This window comes from Bacillus sp. FSL W8-1202 (assembly GCF_038006165.1).
GTDB classification, from domain to species: Bacteria; Bacillota; Bacilli; order Bacillales; family Bacillaceae; genus Bacillus; species Bacillus subtilis.
Genome location: NZ_JBBOUR010000001.1, coordinates 138,521 through 155,034, shown reverse-complemented (window position 1 = coordinate 155,034; position 16,514 = coordinate 138,521). Strand labels below are relative to the sequence as shown.

22 protein-coding genes are annotated in these 16,514 nt (G+C 43.8%); 17 read left to right on the top strand and 5 right to left on the bottom strand.

Annotated features, from left to right (window positions below; genetic code table 11):
• Position 1 precedes the first annotated feature (1 nt).
• The gene (locus tag NSQ09_RS00815) at positions 2-313 is read right to left on the bottom strand and encodes a hypothetical protein (protein ID WP_086352491.1); all 312 of its coding nucleotides are present in this window, start codon (positions 311-313) and stop codon (positions 2-4) included.
• Positions 314-326: 13 nt separating this feature from the next.
• The gene (locus tag NSQ09_RS00810) at positions 327-1,751 is read right to left on the bottom strand and encodes a lipase (RefSeq protein WP_341030389.1); all 1,425 of its coding nucleotides are present in this window, start codon (positions 1,749-1,751) and stop codon (positions 327-329) included.
• Positions 1,752-1,801: 50 nt separating this feature from the next.
• Here NSQ09_RS00810 and NSQ09_RS00805 point away from each other — a divergent pair, with 50 nt between their 5' ends.
• Positions 1,802-2,143, top strand: coding sequence for a DUF1433 domain-containing protein (locus NSQ09_RS00805; protein ID WP_121591690.1), 342 nt, complete (start codon positions 1,802-1,804; stop codon positions 2,141-2,143).
• Between the two features lie 33 nt (positions 2,144-2,176).
• Here the strand turns inward: NSQ09_RS00805 and NSQ09_RS00800 are convergent, their stop codons facing one another.
• From NSQ09_RS00800 to NSQ09_RS00790, 3 genes are all read right to left on the bottom strand, one after another.
• Positions 2,177-3,424: an IS256-like element ISBsu2 family transposase gene (locus NSQ09_RS00800; protein WP_031600262.1), complete on the bottom strand. Its 1,248-nt coding sequence runs from the start codon at positions 3,422-3,424 to the stop codon at positions 2,177-2,179.
• 117 nt (positions 3,425-3,541) lie between these two features.
• Positions 3,542-3,730 carry a hypothetical protein gene (locus NSQ09_RS00795; protein WP_341030386.1) on the bottom strand — a complete coding sequence of 63 codons (189 nt, stop codon included), beginning with the start codon at positions 3,728-3,730 and terminating at the stop codon, positions 3,542-3,544.
• Positions 3,731-3,737: 7 nt separating this feature from the next.
• A complete protein-coding gene (locus tag NSQ09_RS00790; RefSeq protein WP_024085142.1) occupies positions 3,738-3,974 on the bottom strand; it encodes a helix-turn-helix domain-containing protein in 237 nt (78 codons plus the stop codon).
• A 284-nt stretch (positions 3,975-4,258) separates the two neighbouring features.
• Between NSQ09_RS00790 and NSQ09_RS00785 the strand changes: the two genes are divergently transcribed.
• The 16 genes from NSQ09_RS00785 (at position 4,259) to NSQ09_RS00710 (ending at position 16,512) form a co-directional block, all read left to right on the top strand.
• Entirely contained in the window at positions 4,259-4,459 is a 201-nt protein-coding gene (locus NSQ09_RS00785) for a hypothetical protein (RefSeq protein ID WP_257434586.1), read from the top strand.
• Positions 4,456-4,797, top strand: coding sequence for a hypothetical protein (locus NSQ09_RS00780; RefSeq protein WP_341030382.1), 342 nt, complete (start codon positions 4,456-4,458; stop codon positions 4,795-4,797). Before NSQ09_RS00785 ends, NSQ09_RS00780 begins: the two co-directional genes overlap by 4 nt.
• Positions 4,797-5,339: a hypothetical protein gene (locus NSQ09_RS00775; RefSeq protein ID WP_341032481.1), complete on the top strand. Its 543-nt coding sequence runs from the start codon at positions 4,797-4,799 to the stop codon at positions 5,337-5,339. Before NSQ09_RS00780 ends, NSQ09_RS00775 begins: the two co-directional genes overlap by 1 nt.
• Before the next feature lie 37 nt (positions 5,340-5,376).
• Positions 5,377-5,703 (top strand): hypothetical protein, encoded by a 327-nt coding sequence (locus NSQ09_RS00770; RefSeq protein ID WP_341030381.1) that lies wholly within the window; start codon positions 5,377-5,379, stop codon positions 5,701-5,703.
• Positions 5,696-5,908 (top strand): hypothetical protein, encoded by a 213-nt coding sequence (locus tag NSQ09_RS00765; RefSeq protein ID WP_327820499.1) that lies wholly within the window; start codon positions 5,696-5,698, stop codon positions 5,906-5,908. Before NSQ09_RS00770 ends, NSQ09_RS00765 begins: the two co-directional genes overlap by 8 nt.
• A gap of 823 nt (positions 5,909-6,731) precedes the next feature.
• Positions 6,732-7,508, top strand: a complete 777-nt coding sequence (locus NSQ09_RS00760; RefSeq protein ID WP_327820498.1) for a hypothetical protein — start codon at positions 6,732-6,734, stop codon at positions 7,506-7,508.
• Between the two features lie 13 nt (positions 7,509-7,521).
• On the top strand, positions 7,522-8,019 hold the full coding sequence (locus NSQ09_RS00755) for a hypothetical protein (protein ID WP_341030379.1): 498 nt from the start codon (positions 7,522-7,524) through the stop codon (positions 8,017-8,019).
• Between the two features lie 40 nt (positions 8,020-8,059).
• A complete protein-coding gene (locus tag NSQ09_RS00750) occupies positions 8,060-8,944 on the top strand; it encodes a replication/maintenance protein RepL (protein WP_341030377.1) in 885 nt (294 codons plus the stop codon).
• A gap of 693 nt (positions 8,945-9,637) precedes the next feature.
• Positions 9,638-10,237, top strand: a complete 600-nt coding sequence (locus NSQ09_RS00745; protein ID WP_341030376.1) for a hypothetical protein — start codon at positions 9,638-9,640, stop codon at positions 10,235-10,237.
• Between the two features lie 48 nt (positions 10,238-10,285).
• Positions 10,286-10,621: an HNH endonuclease gene (locus tag NSQ09_RS00740; protein WP_341030375.1), complete on the top strand. Its 336-nt coding sequence runs from the start codon at positions 10,286-10,288 to the stop codon at positions 10,619-10,621.
• A 121-nt stretch (positions 10,622-10,742) separates the two neighbouring features.
• Positions 10,743-11,066 carry a P27 family phage terminase small subunit gene (locus NSQ09_RS00735; RefSeq protein ID WP_065180427.1) on the top strand — a complete coding sequence of 108 codons (324 nt, stop codon included), beginning with the start codon at positions 10,743-10,745 and terminating at the stop codon, positions 11,064-11,066.
• Positions 11,041-12,822, top strand: coding sequence for a terminase large subunit (locus NSQ09_RS00730; RefSeq protein WP_129092594.1), 1,782 nt, complete (start codon positions 11,041-11,043; stop codon positions 12,820-12,822). The genes NSQ09_RS00735 and NSQ09_RS00730 overlap by 26 nt, the downstream gene beginning before the upstream one ends.
• An 11-nt stretch (positions 12,823-12,833) precedes the next feature.
• Positions 12,834-14,132 (top strand): phage portal protein, encoded by a 1,299-nt coding sequence (locus NSQ09_RS00725; protein ID WP_341030368.1) that lies wholly within the window; start codon positions 12,834-12,836, stop codon positions 14,130-14,132.
• Complete coding sequence (locus NSQ09_RS00720; protein ID WP_326220801.1) at positions 14,086-14,829, top strand: head maturation protease, ClpP-related; 744 nt, start codon at positions 14,086-14,088, stop codon at positions 14,827-14,829. The genes NSQ09_RS00725 and NSQ09_RS00720 overlap by 47 nt, the downstream gene beginning before the upstream one ends.
• Complete coding sequence (locus NSQ09_RS00715; RefSeq protein ID WP_341030366.1) at positions 14,829-15,983, top strand: phage major capsid protein; 1,155 nt, start codon at positions 14,829-14,831, stop codon at positions 15,981-15,983. The genes NSQ09_RS00720 and NSQ09_RS00715 overlap by 1 nt, the downstream gene beginning before the upstream one ends.
• On the top strand, positions 15,973-16,512 hold the full coding sequence (locus NSQ09_RS00710) for an Ig-like domain-containing protein (protein ID WP_374197241.1): 540 nt from the start codon (positions 15,973-15,975) through the stop codon (positions 16,510-16,512). The genes NSQ09_RS00715 and NSQ09_RS00710 overlap by 11 nt, the downstream gene beginning before the upstream one ends.
• The last annotated feature ends 2 nt before the right edge of the window (positions 16,513-16,514 follow it).

Sequence of the window (16,514 nt, the reverse complement as noted above, 5' to 3'; positions counted from 1 at the left end):
TTTATCTCGTTTTAAAGCTAGTAACAAAAGTTTCTCCGTCGTTCTCCGCGTTAACGACAAGCTGGGCACTTTCACTAATCCGTTGAGCGAGTGCTTTTTGCGCTTTTCCCTCGAAGCTGTATAAAAGGGCTGAATAAACATCGTTTAATTCTTCCTGTAGCGAATTCATTTCGAACTTTGGTTTAAGGTTTTTTCGAACCGTCTCAAGCTTAGTATTTGCGACTTGTGTCATACCTGCTTTTAACATTTGACGCTGCATCTGTTTTCGCATTGGATCATCTTTATGTTCTAAAAGGTTGTCTAACGTTGGCATTGCGGTGTCACTCCTATAATCTTAGCCAATTGGCAAGCATTTGATCTTTTTCCTCAAAATCATCGGCGATTTTATTTAAGAAACCGCCTATTTCCTCTAGGTCTGTAATCGCTGCCTGTAGTGAATCTATGAATGATTGTTCGGCTTGTGTGTCGTAAAATATAGGTCCTCTATCGTAAGATTGAGCTATATCCTCTAACGTATTTGTAACATCCTGCCCGTTTAGTTGATCGTAGAATCCATGCCCAACTTGGCCATAAAATTCCGTTTTTAGTTCAGCAACTTTTTCGTCGTGCTCTTGATAGGCATTCTGCGCTTCTTTTTTCATCGTTCTTAGATCCTCGACCATCGCGTCAACTTTTTCGGCAAGTTTTTTTGCACTTTTGGGAGTTACTTTAATGGCATCCCCGCCACCGATCGCGCCGGCCGGAAGCATTGCGTTTAGGTTTTTATCGTACACAAGCTCATCGCCGTTTACGTTCGTGATATTTCCGTTTTCATCAAATGTAAAGTTGGCTTCATTTAGGCCGTGCGTATCAGGATTTCGAAGAATAACAGTATCTATAAAGTAGGCGAGGTTCTTTTCGATTTGGTCACCCCATCTTCCACTCAGTCTTTGTTTGCGATTGATCTGTGAAAGTGCAGGGTTTTTTGTGTAAATTGTGGTCCCGTTGTGGCGGTCATATTCGTTCCAATAACCAGCTCCGACCATATCATCCGGGTTAATAATAGACCTCACGTAAGGATCGTACAAGCCATCGTTTATTTCTTCTCGCTTATTATCAGTATGTAGTTTGACGACAGAAGGGCTGTTAAACGCGACTCCATAAATATCATTGTTTACTGCACTGTATTCGGCCTCTGCACCTCCGAGTGAATGACCTGTTGTTGAAACAATCGTCGATGTTCCGTTATACTTCCTTTTAACTTCTTTAACGAGTTGGTCTGCTTGGTCGATTTGCGATGTTTTCGTAATGAGTTTATAGTTTCCGGTTGTAAGCATCGCGTCTTGGGAAGGTGTACCGTTGTATTTTCCGAGTGTTTTAGACGTGTCTTTGGCGTCCTTTTTAACGATATAATGAGCTTCTTTTTTAGGGTCGCTTCCAAAAACAATGTTGCCGCCGTCAGCTTTTGCGCCATCATTGATCGGGTCTTTTCCGAGATCGGTTCCTGCAAAGGATACGACAACATTTTCTGGATTATTTGATTTCACCCATTTGCCATCTTTTGTTTTTTCTCCTTGTGATAGTACAACCGCGTCCAATCCGGTATCTTCGTCAGTTTTTATTTTCTCAACATACCAAGGAATGTTTCTATCAGCTATAATAGGTTGATTGTTTTTTAGGCTTTCTTTTAGTTTATTATAATTGTACGCGTACCGACTAAGTATGTAATAAGTTTCATCAGATACTTCAGGTACTTTTATGTTCTTGGTCATACAAAACTCCTCACATATAATGTAAAATGAATTATTGAAAGGGTGATTCTATGAAAAAATACATTTTTATCCTTATAATAATTATTATAGCAGTTGGGGGTTTTATAATGAAGAATATTAATGATAAAAATGAACAGGCAGAAGGGGTAAAGATTGCTCAAGAACGAATGGAGAAATTTATCAAAGCGAATTATGAAGGAATACATAACGTCACATTTAAAGATAAATACGAAATAGATCCAATGGGTGGAATAGAGGTATTTGGCTATTACAACGATGATACATCGAATAAATTTGACGGTATTTATGATAAGGCAAATGACAAGATTATGGGGCACACTATAGATGCTGTGAGAAAGAAAGAATGTAGAGATAAAGATTGTGATTATTAAAAAGACGCGGGCTTGTCAAGAAAAGTGTGTAAGTTATTCTAGATATTTCTTCACACGTTCCTTTAGGTGGTCATGAACTAATAGTTGATTCATGACCATAGCCCATTGCTGGATGCGTCCACCATCCCATTTCTTTTCTAATTCTTTTGTTCGTAAAAACAATATTTTTAATAGGGCATTCTCATGGGGGAATGCTCCTTTTTTCGTGACTTTTCGAAAGCTAGAGTGGATACTTTCAACGGCATTTGTAGTGTACATGATTTTACGAATATTACCACCATAATCGAAAAGTTGTTCCACATGAGAAAAGTTTCGTTTCCATACGTCTACAGCTCCAGGGTACGTAGACCACTGCTTTTCAAAAGATTCAAATGCACTGTGACAAGCCTTAAGGCTTGGAGCTCCATACACTTTCTTTAAGGCAGCAGTAAAAGGCTTGTAGTCTTTACTTGGTATATACTTAATCGAATTTCGAATTAAATGAACAATACATCTCTGTACGGTCACATCAGGAAAAATCGCACGTGCTCCTTCTTCCAGACCACTAACGCCATCCATTGAGAGAAAGAAGATATCTTCTACACCACGAGATTTGATTTCATCAAAAATTTGCATCCATTTATGTTTACTTTCCGTTTCATTCAACCACAAACCTAGAATGTCCTTTTTACCTTCTATGGTATATCCTAGTATTGTGTAAACGGCATACTTCTTCGTTTCATAGTCATTACGAATGGTTGTGTAAAGACAATCGACAAACACAAAAGGGTAACAGTTACTTAAGGGACGATTTTGCCACTCTTCTAAATTAGGAAGTACAGTATCCGTAATGTCGGATACCATTTCATGAGATACAGAAAAGCCATAGATGTCTTCTATCGTGGAAGAAATGTCTCGTTGTGACATTCCTCTGGCATACATCGAAATGACCTTATCCTCTATAGAGGATACATCTCTTTTACGCTTTGGAATCAACTGCGGTTCAAATGAACCATCACGATCACGGGGGACTGCAATTTCAACTTCTCCTGCCGTTGTTTTCACGATCTTTTTGCCATATCCATTTCTTCTATTTCTTGTTTCTTTTTCTCCCTTGTCATTGGATTCATAGCCCAAATGGTGATTCATTTCACCTTTTAGCATTGACTCAAACATGGGACCAAATATGTCTTTTAATGCTTCTTGCATATCTTCTACTGATTTAGGCTGATACTGTTCGATAATCTTGTTAGCTAATTCTACGGAGTTCGGATCTCTTTTCAATTTCCCCACTGAAACCACTCCTTTAGCTTTATACGTATTATTCTATCAAATAAAAAACTGTGTGAGTAAGGAACCGTACGCATTCCTTACTTACACAGTTAATATTACACTCCCAAAGACGCCAGCGTGGCGTCTTTATTTTTGTATTATCCCGTCAATTGCCTCTGATATCGTGGGCCATTTTTCTAAACCGCGAGCTACATGCGTACCTTTGCCTGCTATTGTCTCGTATGCTTCATATGTATTATTGGCTTCAAAAACTCTAACCGATAGATCCCTCTCCTTAAAGAGTAGCCATTCTTGTTTTTCTCCTTCAAATAACATTTTATGATCAATCCTCAATATCCAAGTTGTAAAGAATAATGTCGTCGATAGTGTATGTCTTAGTTGGTGAGAGATTATTTAATACATATAGGATTTTCTCGATTGTTTCGAGTTCTATCCGTTTTGTTTTCCCCTCGCAAAGATCCCCGATGGTTGCCGGCCTTACTTTTGCCTCAACAGCTAGTTTGTTTTTAGTAATTCCTAGCTCGTCCAGTATATCGTTCAACTTAAATTCAAAAGGCATTTTCTCTAGTCCTCCGTAATTTTATTTTAAACATATTATACAAGTAAAACGGCAGCAGTAAAATGTTTTTTGAAAAAACCTAAGAAAACCTCTTGACGTTTTACTCCTGAAGTAATATTATTAACTCAACAAGTAATACTTCATAAGTAAAAAAGGCGAAGGCATCGACACTCAGATCAGAAGCGAAAATTTTGTAGTCTATTAACCCTAAGTTACATATCGCAACTTTTGCTTCTTAATACAGTGTTGCGTCTTTACGAAAAATTGAAGGAGGAAATTGAAAAATGAACGTTTACTATAAAAAAACTGTTGTTGGTTGGTGGAATATTTATCCTGCAGGCTCAGACGAGCAGTTCGTAAATCTTTCGCCAGAGGAATTCTTTACGCTCTTGCCCCAAGTATCTCGAAAAGCATTTGCTGGTTGCGCTGAAATTAAGCCCGAGTCAGCGCAAGAATTATTCGGTGAGGAGGTGCGGTCGGCATGACGAAAAAATTTAGTCCGAAGAAGGTGAAAATTCACTGGCACGGAGTCGCTTTTGATACGGGGCTGCCTATACACGAGGTATCTGACGCCTGGTTAATGAGTCCCGACATCATCGGAAAATATACGGGAGACGATGAGCTCGTATTTTACGAAGCTGACCGGCTGGATAAGAAGGATGACGGATTTCATTTGTATGAAGATAACCATCCACGCTTTTTCCAGGTAGGAACGTCGAAATTAGGCGCGGATCTTTCTAAAATTGATTTACCTGAACTCGCAAATATGTCATTTGTGAATTTCATTCGGATTGGTTTCTCACTAGAAAGGAAGGGTTCATGATGAATAAATACAGTGTTTCTAAATCAGCGGTAAAAAATGCAGCAGCTCGTCTCGGTCTTACAAAAACGCAAGCACAGAACGCGTTAATTAAATACGCGCAAGGTTCTTCATTCGTTTGGTCACTCGGTTCTACAAGCGGCAGCCAAGCCGTTTACGACAACTATAACGAAAGAGTGCGCCTTGTTATTGCCGAGAATGGCACCGTACTGGACGTTTTCCCCATTGATTACGCGCTACAGTCACCGCACAACTTATCGGAAAAGGTAAGACAATCGCTTAAGGAGTCGACTAAAGAGACTTTGATCGCGAAAAGAGACGAGATCCACCGCAAATGGTGCGAAGCTGAACTCGCTTTTCACGAAAATAGTTACGAAATAGCTAAAGTGCGCTTCGGATTAATCGACGCGAGTACCGAAGATGCTGCGGCGTTAAACAGCCGTTTAGCGGAGCTTTGCGCAGATAATAAGCGACTGCACGAAGATAGATCAGCACTCAGAAAAGAACGGACTGAATTAGAGCGTGCTCTTGTACCTTATATCTAAGATTGCGGACGGAACCAAAATTCGAGGGGGAAACGAAATGGAAAAAGTACGTTTGATTCGGCATAGTGGCGTGGCCTTTCCTTATACGGAGACACACAACGCCTATCTAATCGCAGCAGATACGGTAGCATTATGCGACTTTGATGCGTTGGGCGGCGGTAGGTTTGCGTTTTACGACACTGACGGCCTAACGCGAAATAAAGACGGATACCACTTACACGACGAAGCGCACCCGGAGGCATTCGCATTCGAGTTTGCCAAGACGACGGCGGCTCTTCAGAAGCTCGACGGTCGCAAAATAGCCGATATGAGCGTCGCGCAGTTCATGCGATTGTTTTTCACGGGAGGCGAAAGTTGTGTATAAAGCAGGCGAAACCGTGCGATATTGGGGCGTTAAAACTGGCGGACTGACTTGGCTCTCATCTGAAGCGATGATCGGTAAGGTAATCGACTGGCAGCGCGAAAAACAGAGTTATAAGATCGAGGGGCGGTCGGGGGCTATACACGACGTTCCGGAAGATCTGATTGAGAGAGGTTGTGAAGGGAACAGTGGCTTGCTTCCGGCATAAAAAACGAAGAAAAAGCTAAACAAACGCAAAAAAGCGCCGATATTATATAAAATAGGCGTTAAAAAGATAGGTTCGACGGACATAATTAAAAAAGTGTCTTCGAATCTATTTATATTGAGTTATGTATTTCGGTGAATATAGACTTTCCTATCTTAATTGAATTATACCAAAAATAATGATTATGTCAAGAAAAACTTTAAATGAGCACAATACATATTTTTGTCCTTTTGTTGTCTATACGTTATGAATCGATTTTGAGGTTGGAAGGTACTTGTTAAAGCTCCCAATATGCTGTCTTACGTTATGAGAATTTTTTCTTGTAAGACCTAAAAACCTATGTTTCATGTGGACTTAATCATTATATAGTGAAGGTTTGTTAATGCGGCTTACAGCCGTGTCGCTTATTTTTGATTAGCTTGTTAATTTTAGTTAATGAATGAAGGGTGTGGGTCTGTATGAGTAGAGAAGTTTTTATCTTGATAAGGAAATTTAAAGGAATGAGACAAAGCGAGTACGCGCGATGGCTAGGAATTGCGCCGGCTTACGTGAATATGATCGAATCCGGAGTTCGTTCTGTGTCTGAAAAGATCGAGTGTTTTATAGTATTGAATTTTGACGCAACAAACGCTGAGTTTTTGGAGTTTGTAAGAAGATATGAAAATCTAAAGAAATTGGGGTGATGGGCGTTTGCGTATGTTAAGGAAATTTCTAAGTATCTATTTTGATTTTATATTTAAATACCCATAGTATTATCCATTATAAATTATAACACAAACTGTTCGGTTTTGCAAACTAAATTTTTAAAAATAGGGGGATACGGAAAATGGGTAAAGGCTCAATCTATCACGCAAAAGTAGCACAAAGAGAGGACGAGTATTTGTACGACGAGGATGGAATCATCCGTCTATTATCTATGTACAACTACATTGAAAGCAAAACAGACGAAGCTACAGTAACTATGCTCAATGATTTAAGGTCTGCGCTTGATACTGACATTCTTAACGCTACAGAACGGAAAGTTCTCGCACTTTCATATTTCTTGGAGTTAGCTGATGTAGACATTATGTCGTTACTGAAGCTCAAAGGGACAGAAGTAAAAAGTATACGCGAAGCCTCACCGGAAAGCATTGCCGCTGTGATGCTCGGTTATAGGGCGAAGAAATTGCCGCCATATAAGCCGTTTGAAGCTAAAGGGCCTGACGTACTTGGCGAGTGGTTAAACGCCGTAGGCGCCGGAGAAGCGCCGGTATATTCGTTTACTTGTGAAGTACAGAGAGCATTAATGCGTTGGTTGAGCGAGAAAAACCCTCGCGATCCTCTTGCTGCTGAAACCTTACGGCAACTTGAAGACGGGCCGCCTGTATTTCCACGAGATTTTCCGGATTACGTAGAAGAATACACATTCAGCGGAAAAGAAGCGTTCGAAGAGGCTTACCGAAAATGGGGCGTATTCCTAGTTGACGAGGGCGATGATAATAATCCGAAACCGGGTTGGGGCGCGATTAGAAAAGACGGGGTAGTCGGTCGTAGAAAGTCAATAACAGTTAACGATGACGGCACTTCAAAAACTCGTTCACAGTGGAAACCTATCTATAAGTAAGGAGGAAAAGGACATGCCGAAATCACCCGTTGTACCTGTAATCGAAAAGAGACATCCGGAGTGGAAGCGACGCTTTTACTCCAATATATCATATGAATTCAGCGTTATTTTAGGAGACCGTTTTGATAGTATTGAAGATTTCCGCGCGGCCTTTGACGGGCTGCGCAGCGATCTTAATGATTATCGCGGAGTGCTTGATATGATTCTCGAAAAAGAGGTACCAGGTGGAGAATTGACTTGGCGCGACTTTAAATGGATACGTGCCAATCGGTGGAAACAGTGTCCGGTATGTGGCCGCATATACCTCGATTACACGAATGGCAGGGCTGTGACGTGCTACCTCGACGAATACTTACGCTTCAACCTACAGACACGCGAATACTACGACAACGTAGATTACCGCGGCAAAGTGAAATCTATGTGCTCCGAGAAGTACCGAGCATGGCGGAAACGTGGGCGGCAGGGTCCGCTAGGTTATATCGCATTCAAGGGCGGCGGCTTCGCTTCATAGGCGGGCCTGTTGGCTAAATAAAAAAGACGGGGGTAATTATATGAGAAAACTGGAACTAAAGGAATGGCAGCGAAAATATGCGGAGATTAAAACGGAAAAGCCTGACGCGGAGCTGCACCATATCAGCGGACCCTACTACATGGATAAACACGGGAAAACAGGTCAGTTTATAACGAATGCACAGATCGAGAGCCGTCGTCGATATAACTACATTAAACGGCAAAACACCGAACGCGCATCAAAATACTACGTTAATTGCTACGACGAGCCCGTTAAAGAGCTTACGGCGTCATTATCACTATCAGAGCTTGGCGCTCTTATTAAGCTGCTGCCGTATCTTAAATTTCAAAAACACGGCCTATTATTTGATAAAGGAAAGCCGATGAACCTCGAAAGAATTGCGGAGATTATCGGAAAGAGTGATCGCCAGGCAAGCCGCACTATGACAAAGCTGACCACTGCCGGCGCGATCATACGGGAGGGACACGGAGCCGGAACGCAGTATTACGTATCAGAGAGCTTTCACAGTATCGGCAAAACGATCGCTGGCGCAACCTATACGAAACTATACCAACAGGAAACAAAGCGTCGTATACGCAATCTAACGCTTCAAGAATGCGGCCTTCTATATAAGATGTTGCCGTATTTTCACCAAACGGAATACTACCTATGTGAGAACCCGACGTCGCAAGGCGAAGCGATCGAGCACATGACGCAGGAGAGACTATCGGAAGTGATTGGCGAAAGCTTACCGACTGTTAAACGGCATATGAGCGCACTTATGAAGGCGAACCTCGTTATGAAGATGCAGGCGAGGAATTCGGCGATTGTCGTTAACCCGGACGTTATGTTCCGCGCAGAAAAAGAGACGGAATATACGAATACAGTCCGCGGACATTTCCGTGAATTAGACCGTTCGGAGTGAGTTGCGTATCAAATATGGCGTGTAGTCGGCGAGTTACGTATCAAATATGTCGTGGTATAAAAGTGGAGTGAATCGTTGGTACGACTGTGTTTGTAGCGTTTTTATTAGTAAATCTCCTCTTATCTATAATACATCTATTCTTTAAATCTCTAACACCTTCCGCCTGCCGTTCGCTTTGCTCACTCCGGCGGTGATATTCATTTCTTTAAAACCTTATCGCGATCAAGGTACTTAATAAATAATATCTGCGGCCCGTAGGAGCAAAGCGACGTAGGGGCGCTATGTTTCAAGAACTATTGTCCGGTGATTTTTACTGGATAAAGAAGTGTAACTAATTCTCCCCAAGGCACTTGTATAACTGCAGCTTATGCTGTCTTACGTTATGAAAATTAATTCTTATCAACTACAAAAACCTATGTTTCATGTGGATTTTATCCGTATTTAGTGAGGAAGAAATCGATAACCTCATGTGATATTAAACGTCGTTTTTTCTTCCTCTTCCCCTATTTTGAATTTTATTAAGTTTGTTTGTACTTCCGCAAACAGAACGAAAGCGATCGGCATATTGTCGGTCGCCTTTTTTGTGTTTGCGGCTCACTGGCGATTGGCCCCGCCAGCAGAACGGCCTACCACGTGCGAGCCGCATCGCACCTTAACCGGTAGGAAAAATACGCGAAAGGTAGGAGAACGCATATGGCAAAGAATTCGTATCGAGGTTCAAGAAAGTACCCGACAGAAGAATCTGTGATTAACGAAATACAGCGCAGGCATACAGAGGGACTCCCTTTAAATTATACTGCCGTAAAAGCTACCGATGACTCATTAAGGCTAAGAAGCGAGACGTTGTTCGGTAAGTATGCACACGCGGTAGAGGCAGCTGGCATCCCTTATAACTCTATCAAAAAGAACAGATATACATCCATTAAGTGCGGGCATGAATTCGAGCATGTTCTGTCCGGTCTTTTAAAGGAGCTCGGGATTTCTTACAAACGCATGAGTCACGGAAAACATAGACCGGACTTTACTTTTAAGAACGGAGTTTGGATGGACGCTAAGCTAAGCCACTCGCGCGTTATTAATTGCCAATCGCCTACTTTACGTGAATATAACGCGATCTGTCGTAACCTTATAATCGTTTACTTAATCGGTCCGGACGAAGACAGAGTATACGGAGAGACTCGCCTTACGCACGTGAACAGATATATAAAGCAACTCTCAAAGCATCGGCAATCATTCTATCTGAGGAAGTTCGCCTCTATTTCGGAGAAGGTCGAGAACAGTGCCGCAGCCTAAGTCACTGTAGAGTGATTGACGCTTTAGTATGTGAAAGGAGACGATGCCTTGAACTACTACGACAAGCACAAGCGCGATCCCGAAGCGAGAGCGTTCTATAAGTCGAAGGCATGGACGGAATGCAGAGCGTTGGCTCTTACGCGCGACCACAACGTATGCCAAGACTGTCTCAAAGAACGTAAGATAACGAAGGCTCAGACGGTTCATCATATCAAAGAATTACGAGATCATCCGGAACTCGCGCTAACGCTCGAAAATCTCGTAAGTTTGTGCAACCCGTGCCACAATCGAAGGCACCCGGAAAAAGGCGCTGGACCGGCGGCCAAGGCGGCTAAGAAGCGCAAAATAAACGTGGTGAAGGCGCAGGCTAATCCGGAGCTATAGCCCCCCCGCCACTCGGATTTCAAAGGCAAAAACGTAAGGACCGGCGGGGCCCATTCGCTTGTAGCGCGACCGGAAATTTTACATTAAAGGGGGTAAATCCCCGGATGAAAGGAGCGATCATATGGCGGTACCTACTGCGAAAAGGCTGCGCGAATATCTTGGCGACAGGTATACGGAATCGGACGAAGAGCTTATCGAACTTTACATCGATACGCATAAGTTCTACCGCCGATTAAAAAAGGAAGTGGCGGAAAACCCTTTAATGATGCGGCATACGAACAAGGCAGGCGCGGAAAACCTCGTCAAAAATCCGTTAGCGATTGAGCTTACGAAGACGGTTACGACGTTAAATAACCTTCTGAAATCGCTCGATCTTACGCCGGCACAACGCAAGGAATTAAACGCGGGCGGTGATGACGATGACGACGATTTCAGTAAATTCTAACGCTACAGAGGTCGAAAAATGGTACGAAAACTGGCTAAAAACGCAAAAAATAGCCGGATTTATACGCGAAAAACCGTCCGAAAAGTTGCTAACGACTTGGTATGCGGAAAAGGTAGCGTCGGGTGAAATAGTCGCGAGCAAGAAAAATATTCTCGCTTGCAAACGTCACCTTCGCGATCTTGAACGCGCCGGCACAGACGAATTTCCTTACGTCTTTGACGAAGAAAAAGGACACCGGCCGATACAATTTATCGAGCGGTATTGTAAGCCGTCGCAGGGCCGGTATTCAAACTTAACGCTTCAGCCGTGGCAGCACTTCGTTATCGGATCGCTGTACGGGTGGGTTCATCGCGATACTGGGCTACGACGTTTCCGCGAAGGCCTGATATTTGTCGGCCGTAAGAACGGAAAAACAACGAAAATCAGCGGTTTGGCTAACTTTGCGATAACAAAAGACGGCGAACCTGGCGCCAGAGCCTACGTTTTAGCTAACTCGAAGCAGCAGGCGGGCGTGCTTTTCGAAGAGAGTCGCGCCATGATTAGAAAATCGCCAAAGCTTCGTAAACATATTCGCGAAAATCAGAAAGGCATTTATCACGACGCGTCAATGAGTCAGATCGAAGCGCGGGCGTCAGATAGCGAAAAGCTGGACGGCTTAAACACGCATCTTGGCATATTCGATGAGATACACGAATTCAAAGATTCGAAGCTTATCAGCGTAATTAAGAACTCGAGGGCTGCGCGGACTCAGCCGTTAATCATTTACATTACGACGGCAGGTTATCAGCTGGACGGTCCTTTAGTCGAATATTACGAAATTGCCTCCGATGTTCTTGACGGAAGTAACGTACAGGAGCGAAATTTCTACTTTATGGCGGAATTAGACGACATATCCGAGGTCGAAAACCCGGAAATGTGGATCAAAGCGAACCCAAACATCGGCGTAACGATGGATATTCCGTCAATGATACAGGACTTTAACGCGGACCGACACGTACCACGAGAATATAACGACTGGCTGGTCAAGCGTTTCAATATCTTCGTTGACAACGGCGAAGAAAGCTTTATCGACTTCGAAGTCATTAAGCGCAATAACGGACATGTAGATCCGGAATCGTTGCGCGGCATGAGATGTATCGGCGGCTTCGACTTATCACAAACGGAAGACTTTACGAGCGCGTGTCTGGAATTTATTTTGCCGGATAATCGCGTTTTTGTTTTGTCTCATTCGTGGGTACCGGCGGCAAAAGTACAAAAAGATAACGAAAAAATCGACTACCGTGGGTTTGAGGCCGACGGTTATTTGACGATTATTCCGGGCGAATACGTGGAATACGAGTACGTTTACGATTGGTTCGTGGAAATGTCGCGAAAATATCAGATCGAAAAGATCACGTTTGACCCGGCGAATGCGATGCGATTGGTCCAAGACCTACAGAACTACGGATTCCAAACGGAGGTCGTGCGGCAGGGTTACATTACACTGAGCGATCCGTTGAAGAACGTTAAAGAGTTATTACTCGACGGGAGAGTCGTATATAACGAAAACAAACTTTTTACGTGGTATTTGAACAACGTCAAGCTGGTCGAAGATCGCAACGGAAACTGGCTGCCGACCAAACAGACGCGCTACCGAAAAATAGACGGCTTTGCTGCGTTCCTTAACGCCCATTCGCAGGTATATCTCGACATGACGAAGCCGGTTGGAGGCGGGAGCGTCGGATTTATCTCGATTAACGATCTACTAAACGGTTAGGAGGTGAGAAAATGGGCTTTTGGAGCAACGTACGAAGCTTTTTCGGAGGCGCATCCGGATCAAAGGCGGCCGTTAAAAAGGACCTTCCGCATTGGTTTATTCCTCGCGCCAGTATTTTCGGCAACTACGGAGAGACAACGCTAGCGGATAACGAAACAGTCTTTTCGGCTGTATCGCGGCTGTCAAATACGATGGCAAGCTTACCGATCAAGGCGTACAAAAATTATCAGCCAATCGAGTCGCAGGCATCCGAACTATTAACGTACGCGCCGAACCATAACATGACGTCCGGTGAAATGATCGGAATTTTAGAGACGCATCGAGCTGTTTACGGCAATGCTTACGCGATAAAACGGTATGGAATGCGATATGAAGTCATCGGATTGGATGTTTTAGACCCTTCGCGAGTGCAGCCGGTCATTGAAGAAACGTCTCGCGAGCTCTGGTACGAGGTATTCGGTGATAACGGCAACTACTTCGTTCACAACATGGATATGATTCACGTTAAGTATACGTCGGTTGACGGACTGAAAGGAATATCGCCGTTAAAGGTGCTGCGGAACGCGCTCGACTTTGATCGCGATGTAAGGACGTTCAGTCTCGAGCAAATGGACGGTGCCAAAATATCGTTTATTCTCAAAGTCGCCAACCAACTCGATGATGACCGGAAAACAGCGATGTTAGAGAACTTCCGGAATTTCTATTCGAACAATGGCGGCATTCTAATTCAAGAACCTGGCGTTGAAATTAAGGATTTAAAGAAGGAATTCATCGATACAAAGGCGTTTGAGGTCGAAAAAGTGACCCGTTCCAGGGTTGCGCAAGCTTTTAACATTCCGTTATATATGCTCGGCGAAACGCAAGGCAGCGTATCGAACATGGAGCAACTTTACATCGATTATGTACAAGGCACGCTGATGCCTATCGCAACTCAATACGAAAAGGAATTTAACCGGAAGCTGCTGACCGAAAAGGAACGCAAGGCCGGTTATTATTTTAAGTTCAGTATGAACGCGTTATTGCGCGGAGACATGCAGACTCGCGGTAATTTCTATCAACAAGGCATCCGGAGCGGTTGGTTTAAGCCGAATGAGGTGCGTGCGTGGGAGGATTTACCGCCTGAAAAGGGCGGAGATACGCTTTATTTAAGCAAAGACTTATTCCCGATCGATCAAGTCGCACAGCAGAAAATTACGAGCACCGACGCACCGACGCCTCCAACGTTAGATACTAACGAAGATGATAACGAATCAGTTGAAGGAGGTGAGAACGATAAAGAAGTTCTGGGAAATCAAAGCGGCGAAGAATGACGCTAAAGCTGGCGAGGTTTACATTTACAGCGAAATTAGTTCAGCTCAATTTTGGGGCGACGAAGTAACAGCGCAGACTTTTAAGGCGGATTTAGACGAACTTGGCGACGTTTCAACGCTAAATATCTATATTAACTCGCCTGGCGGGTCCGTTTTCGAAGGAAATTCGATCTACAACATCATAAAGCGGCACAAAGCCCACGTTAACGTTTACGTCGACGGGCTGGCGGCCAGTATCGCAAGCGTTATCGCAATGTCCGGTGACGCTATTTTTATGCCCGCAAACGCGATGATGATGATTCACAACCCGTGGACGTTAGCGCAGGGCAACGCGGACGAACTCCGCAAGCAAGCCGATGACATGGACCGTATTCGCGAAAGTCTTATCGAGGCTTATCTCGGAAAAGCAGGCGAAAAGCTTGATCGCGACCGATTAATCGCGCTTTTGGACGCTGAAACGTGGCTTACAGCGCAAGAATGCCTCGAATTAGGGCTTTGCGACAGCATCGAAGCACCTAAGCAAGTGGCTGCGAAAGTAGATACGAAGTTATTCGCGAGTTATCGGAATACTCCGGACGTCTTTAAGTCCGAGCAGCCTGCGGGCATGTCGGAAGAGGAACGGAGATTCCGCGAACAAATTGCCGCAGAAGCGGAAACACATTTACTCAAATTAAAAAGTGATGGAGGAATATATTAATGGAATTATTCGACCTTAAAGCGAATTTACAGACGATCGGTGCGCAGCTGGCGTCTGTAGAAACAGATATTTTAAATAAAGCTGCAAATCCTAGCGTGGCTACGGATGAATTAAAAGCACTTCAACAAAAGAAACAAGATTTGAAAGAACGTTATGACATTTTGAAAAACCAGCATGATGCGAAAGAAGCAGAGCAGAAAGCAAAAATTCAAGCTTCACTGGAAAAAGCAAATGCAGGAGCAAGCGCAGGTCTTGAAAGCTCTGACCCGTCCATTCGTAAAATCGCAGCTAAAGCCGGACTTATCCGTGCCGCGGTTCGCCGTGAAGTTCCAGCACAGGAAGTACGTGCGACTCTTGGAGATAACAATGGAACTGGCGGAGAAAAATTACTGCCGAAAACTGTTTCTGAAGAGCTAATCCATGAGCCTTTTGTAACAAACCCACTACGCAGTGTATCAACTTACACTAGCGTTACGAATCTTGAGATCCCTAAAGTGGACTTTTCTTTGGATGATGACGACTTCATTCAAGATACACAGACTGCTAAAGAGCTAGAAGTTGAAGGTTCAGTCGTTACTTTCGGTCGTCGTAAGTTCAAAGTTAAAGCTAAAGTTTCTGAAACAATCTTAGCTGCGACTGATACAAACCTAGTATCAACAGTTGAACGAGCGCTTCAGTCCGGTTTGGCTGCAAAAGAAAAGAAAGTTTCTTTCGCTGTGACTCCGAAAGCTGGCGAAGAAGAAATGTCATTCTACGGTGCTGGACTCAAAGAAGTTGAAGGAGAATCTACTTACAAAGCGATTAAAAAGGCTATCGCCGATCTTCCAGAAGATTTCCGCGAGAACGCCAAAGTTATGATGACTTATGCGGATTACCTTGAAATGATCGAAACTCTTGCAAACGGCAGCACAACTCTTTACAACGCCCAGCCAGAGCAAATCATCGGTAAACCGGTTGTGTTCTCTGATGCTGCGGTTAAACCAATCGTTGGGGACTTCCGTTACTCTCACTTTAACTACGATCCTGCGATCACTTACGAAAGCGACAAAGACATCAGCACAGGCGAAAACTTATTCGTACTGACTGCTTGGTTCGATCACAAAATCAAACTTAAATCTGCTTTCCGCATCGCGTCCGTCGTAACTGCGCCCTAATGCGCCCCAAGGGTTAACGGCGACTCCTAAAGACACATCGGTGTCCCTTAGTTGGGACGCCGTAACCTTTAATGGGGGCATCAAAGAATACGAAGTATATAGAGACGGAGTATCAATCGGAACACGCGTAGGAACATCGTTTGCAGATAGCGGCTTGACGCAATTAACAACGTATAAATACCAGGTTCGCGCAATTCCTAACGTCGGTGATCCGTCACCACTTAGCGCCGAGCTTTCAGTTACAACGTTAGCGACCGAACCTACAAGCGTTAACGTAACGGAATCATCTAAGACATTAACGGTCGGCGATACGTACCAGATTAACGCAACAGTTTCGCCTTCAGGCGCAGACCAAAACGTGACCTATACGTCTAGTAGCACCGCAACAGCAACCGTATCAAGCTCCGGCTTAGTAACGGCTAAAGCGGCCGGCACAACGACGATCACAGTCGCGTCTAAGGTTAAACCTTCGGTTAAGACGACGGTTGCTATTACCGTTAACGAACCGACACCACCGGCAGGTGAATAACG

Coding starts and splice junctions, on each gene's coding strand:
- NSQ09_RS00815 (WP_086352491.1), bottom strand. CDS start 313: ATGCCAACGTTAGACAACCTTTTAGAACATAAAGATGATCCAATGCGA.
- NSQ09_RS00810 (WP_341030389.1), bottom strand. CDS start 1,751: ATGACCAAGAACATAAAAGTACCTGAAGTATCTGATGAAACTTATTAC.
- NSQ09_RS00805 (WP_121591690.1), top strand. CDS start 1,802: ATGAAAAAATACATTTTTATCCTTATAATAATTATTATAGCAGTTGGG.
- NSQ09_RS00795 (WP_341030386.1), bottom strand. CDS start 3,730: ATGTTATTTGAAGGAGAAAAACAAGAATGGCTACTCTTTAAGGAGAGG.
- NSQ09_RS00790 (WP_024085142.1), bottom strand. CDS start 3,974: ATGCCTTTTGAATTTAAGTTGAACGATATACTGGACGAGCTAGGAATT.
- NSQ09_RS00785 (WP_257434586.1), top strand. CDS start 4,259: ATGAACGTTTACTATAAAAAAACTGTTGTTGGTTGGTGGAATATTTAT.
- NSQ09_RS00780 (WP_341030382.1), top strand. CDS start 4,456: ATGACGAAAAAATTTAGTCCGAAGAAGGTGAAAATTCACTGGCACGGA.
- NSQ09_RS00775 (WP_341032481.1), top strand. CDS start 4,797: ATGAATAAATACAGTGTTTCTAAATCAGCGGTAAAAAATGCAGCAGCT.
- NSQ09_RS00770 (WP_341030381.1), top strand. CDS start 5,377: ATGGAAAAAGTACGTTTGATTCGGCATAGTGGCGTGGCCTTTCCTTAT.
- NSQ09_RS00760 (WP_327820498.1), top strand. CDS start 6,732: ATGGGTAAAGGCTCAATCTATCACGCAAAAGTAGCACAAAGAGAGGAC.
- NSQ09_RS00755 (WP_341030379.1), top strand. CDS start 7,522: ATGCCGAAATCACCCGTTGTACCTGTAATCGAAAAGAGACATCCGGAG.
- NSQ09_RS00750 (WP_341030377.1), top strand. CDS start 8,060: ATGAGAAAACTGGAACTAAAGGAATGGCAGCGAAAATATGCGGAGATT.
- NSQ09_RS00745 (WP_341030376.1), top strand. CDS start 9,638: ATGGCAAAGAATTCGTATCGAGGTTCAAGAAAGTACCCGACAGAAGAA.
- NSQ09_RS00735 (WP_065180427.1), top strand. CDS start 10,743: ATGGCGGTACCTACTGCGAAAAGGCTGCGCGAATATCTTGGCGACAGG.
- NSQ09_RS00730 (WP_129092594.1), top strand. CDS start 11,041: ATGACGACGATTTCAGTAAATTCTAACGCTACAGAGGTCGAAAAATGG.
- NSQ09_RS00725 (WP_341030368.1), top strand. CDS start 12,834: ATGGGCTTTTGGAGCAACGTACGAAGCTTTTTCGGAGGCGCATCCGGA.
- NSQ09_RS00715 (WP_341030366.1), top strand. CDS start 14,829: ATGGAATTATTCGACCTTAAAGCGAATTTACAGACGATCGGTGCGCAG.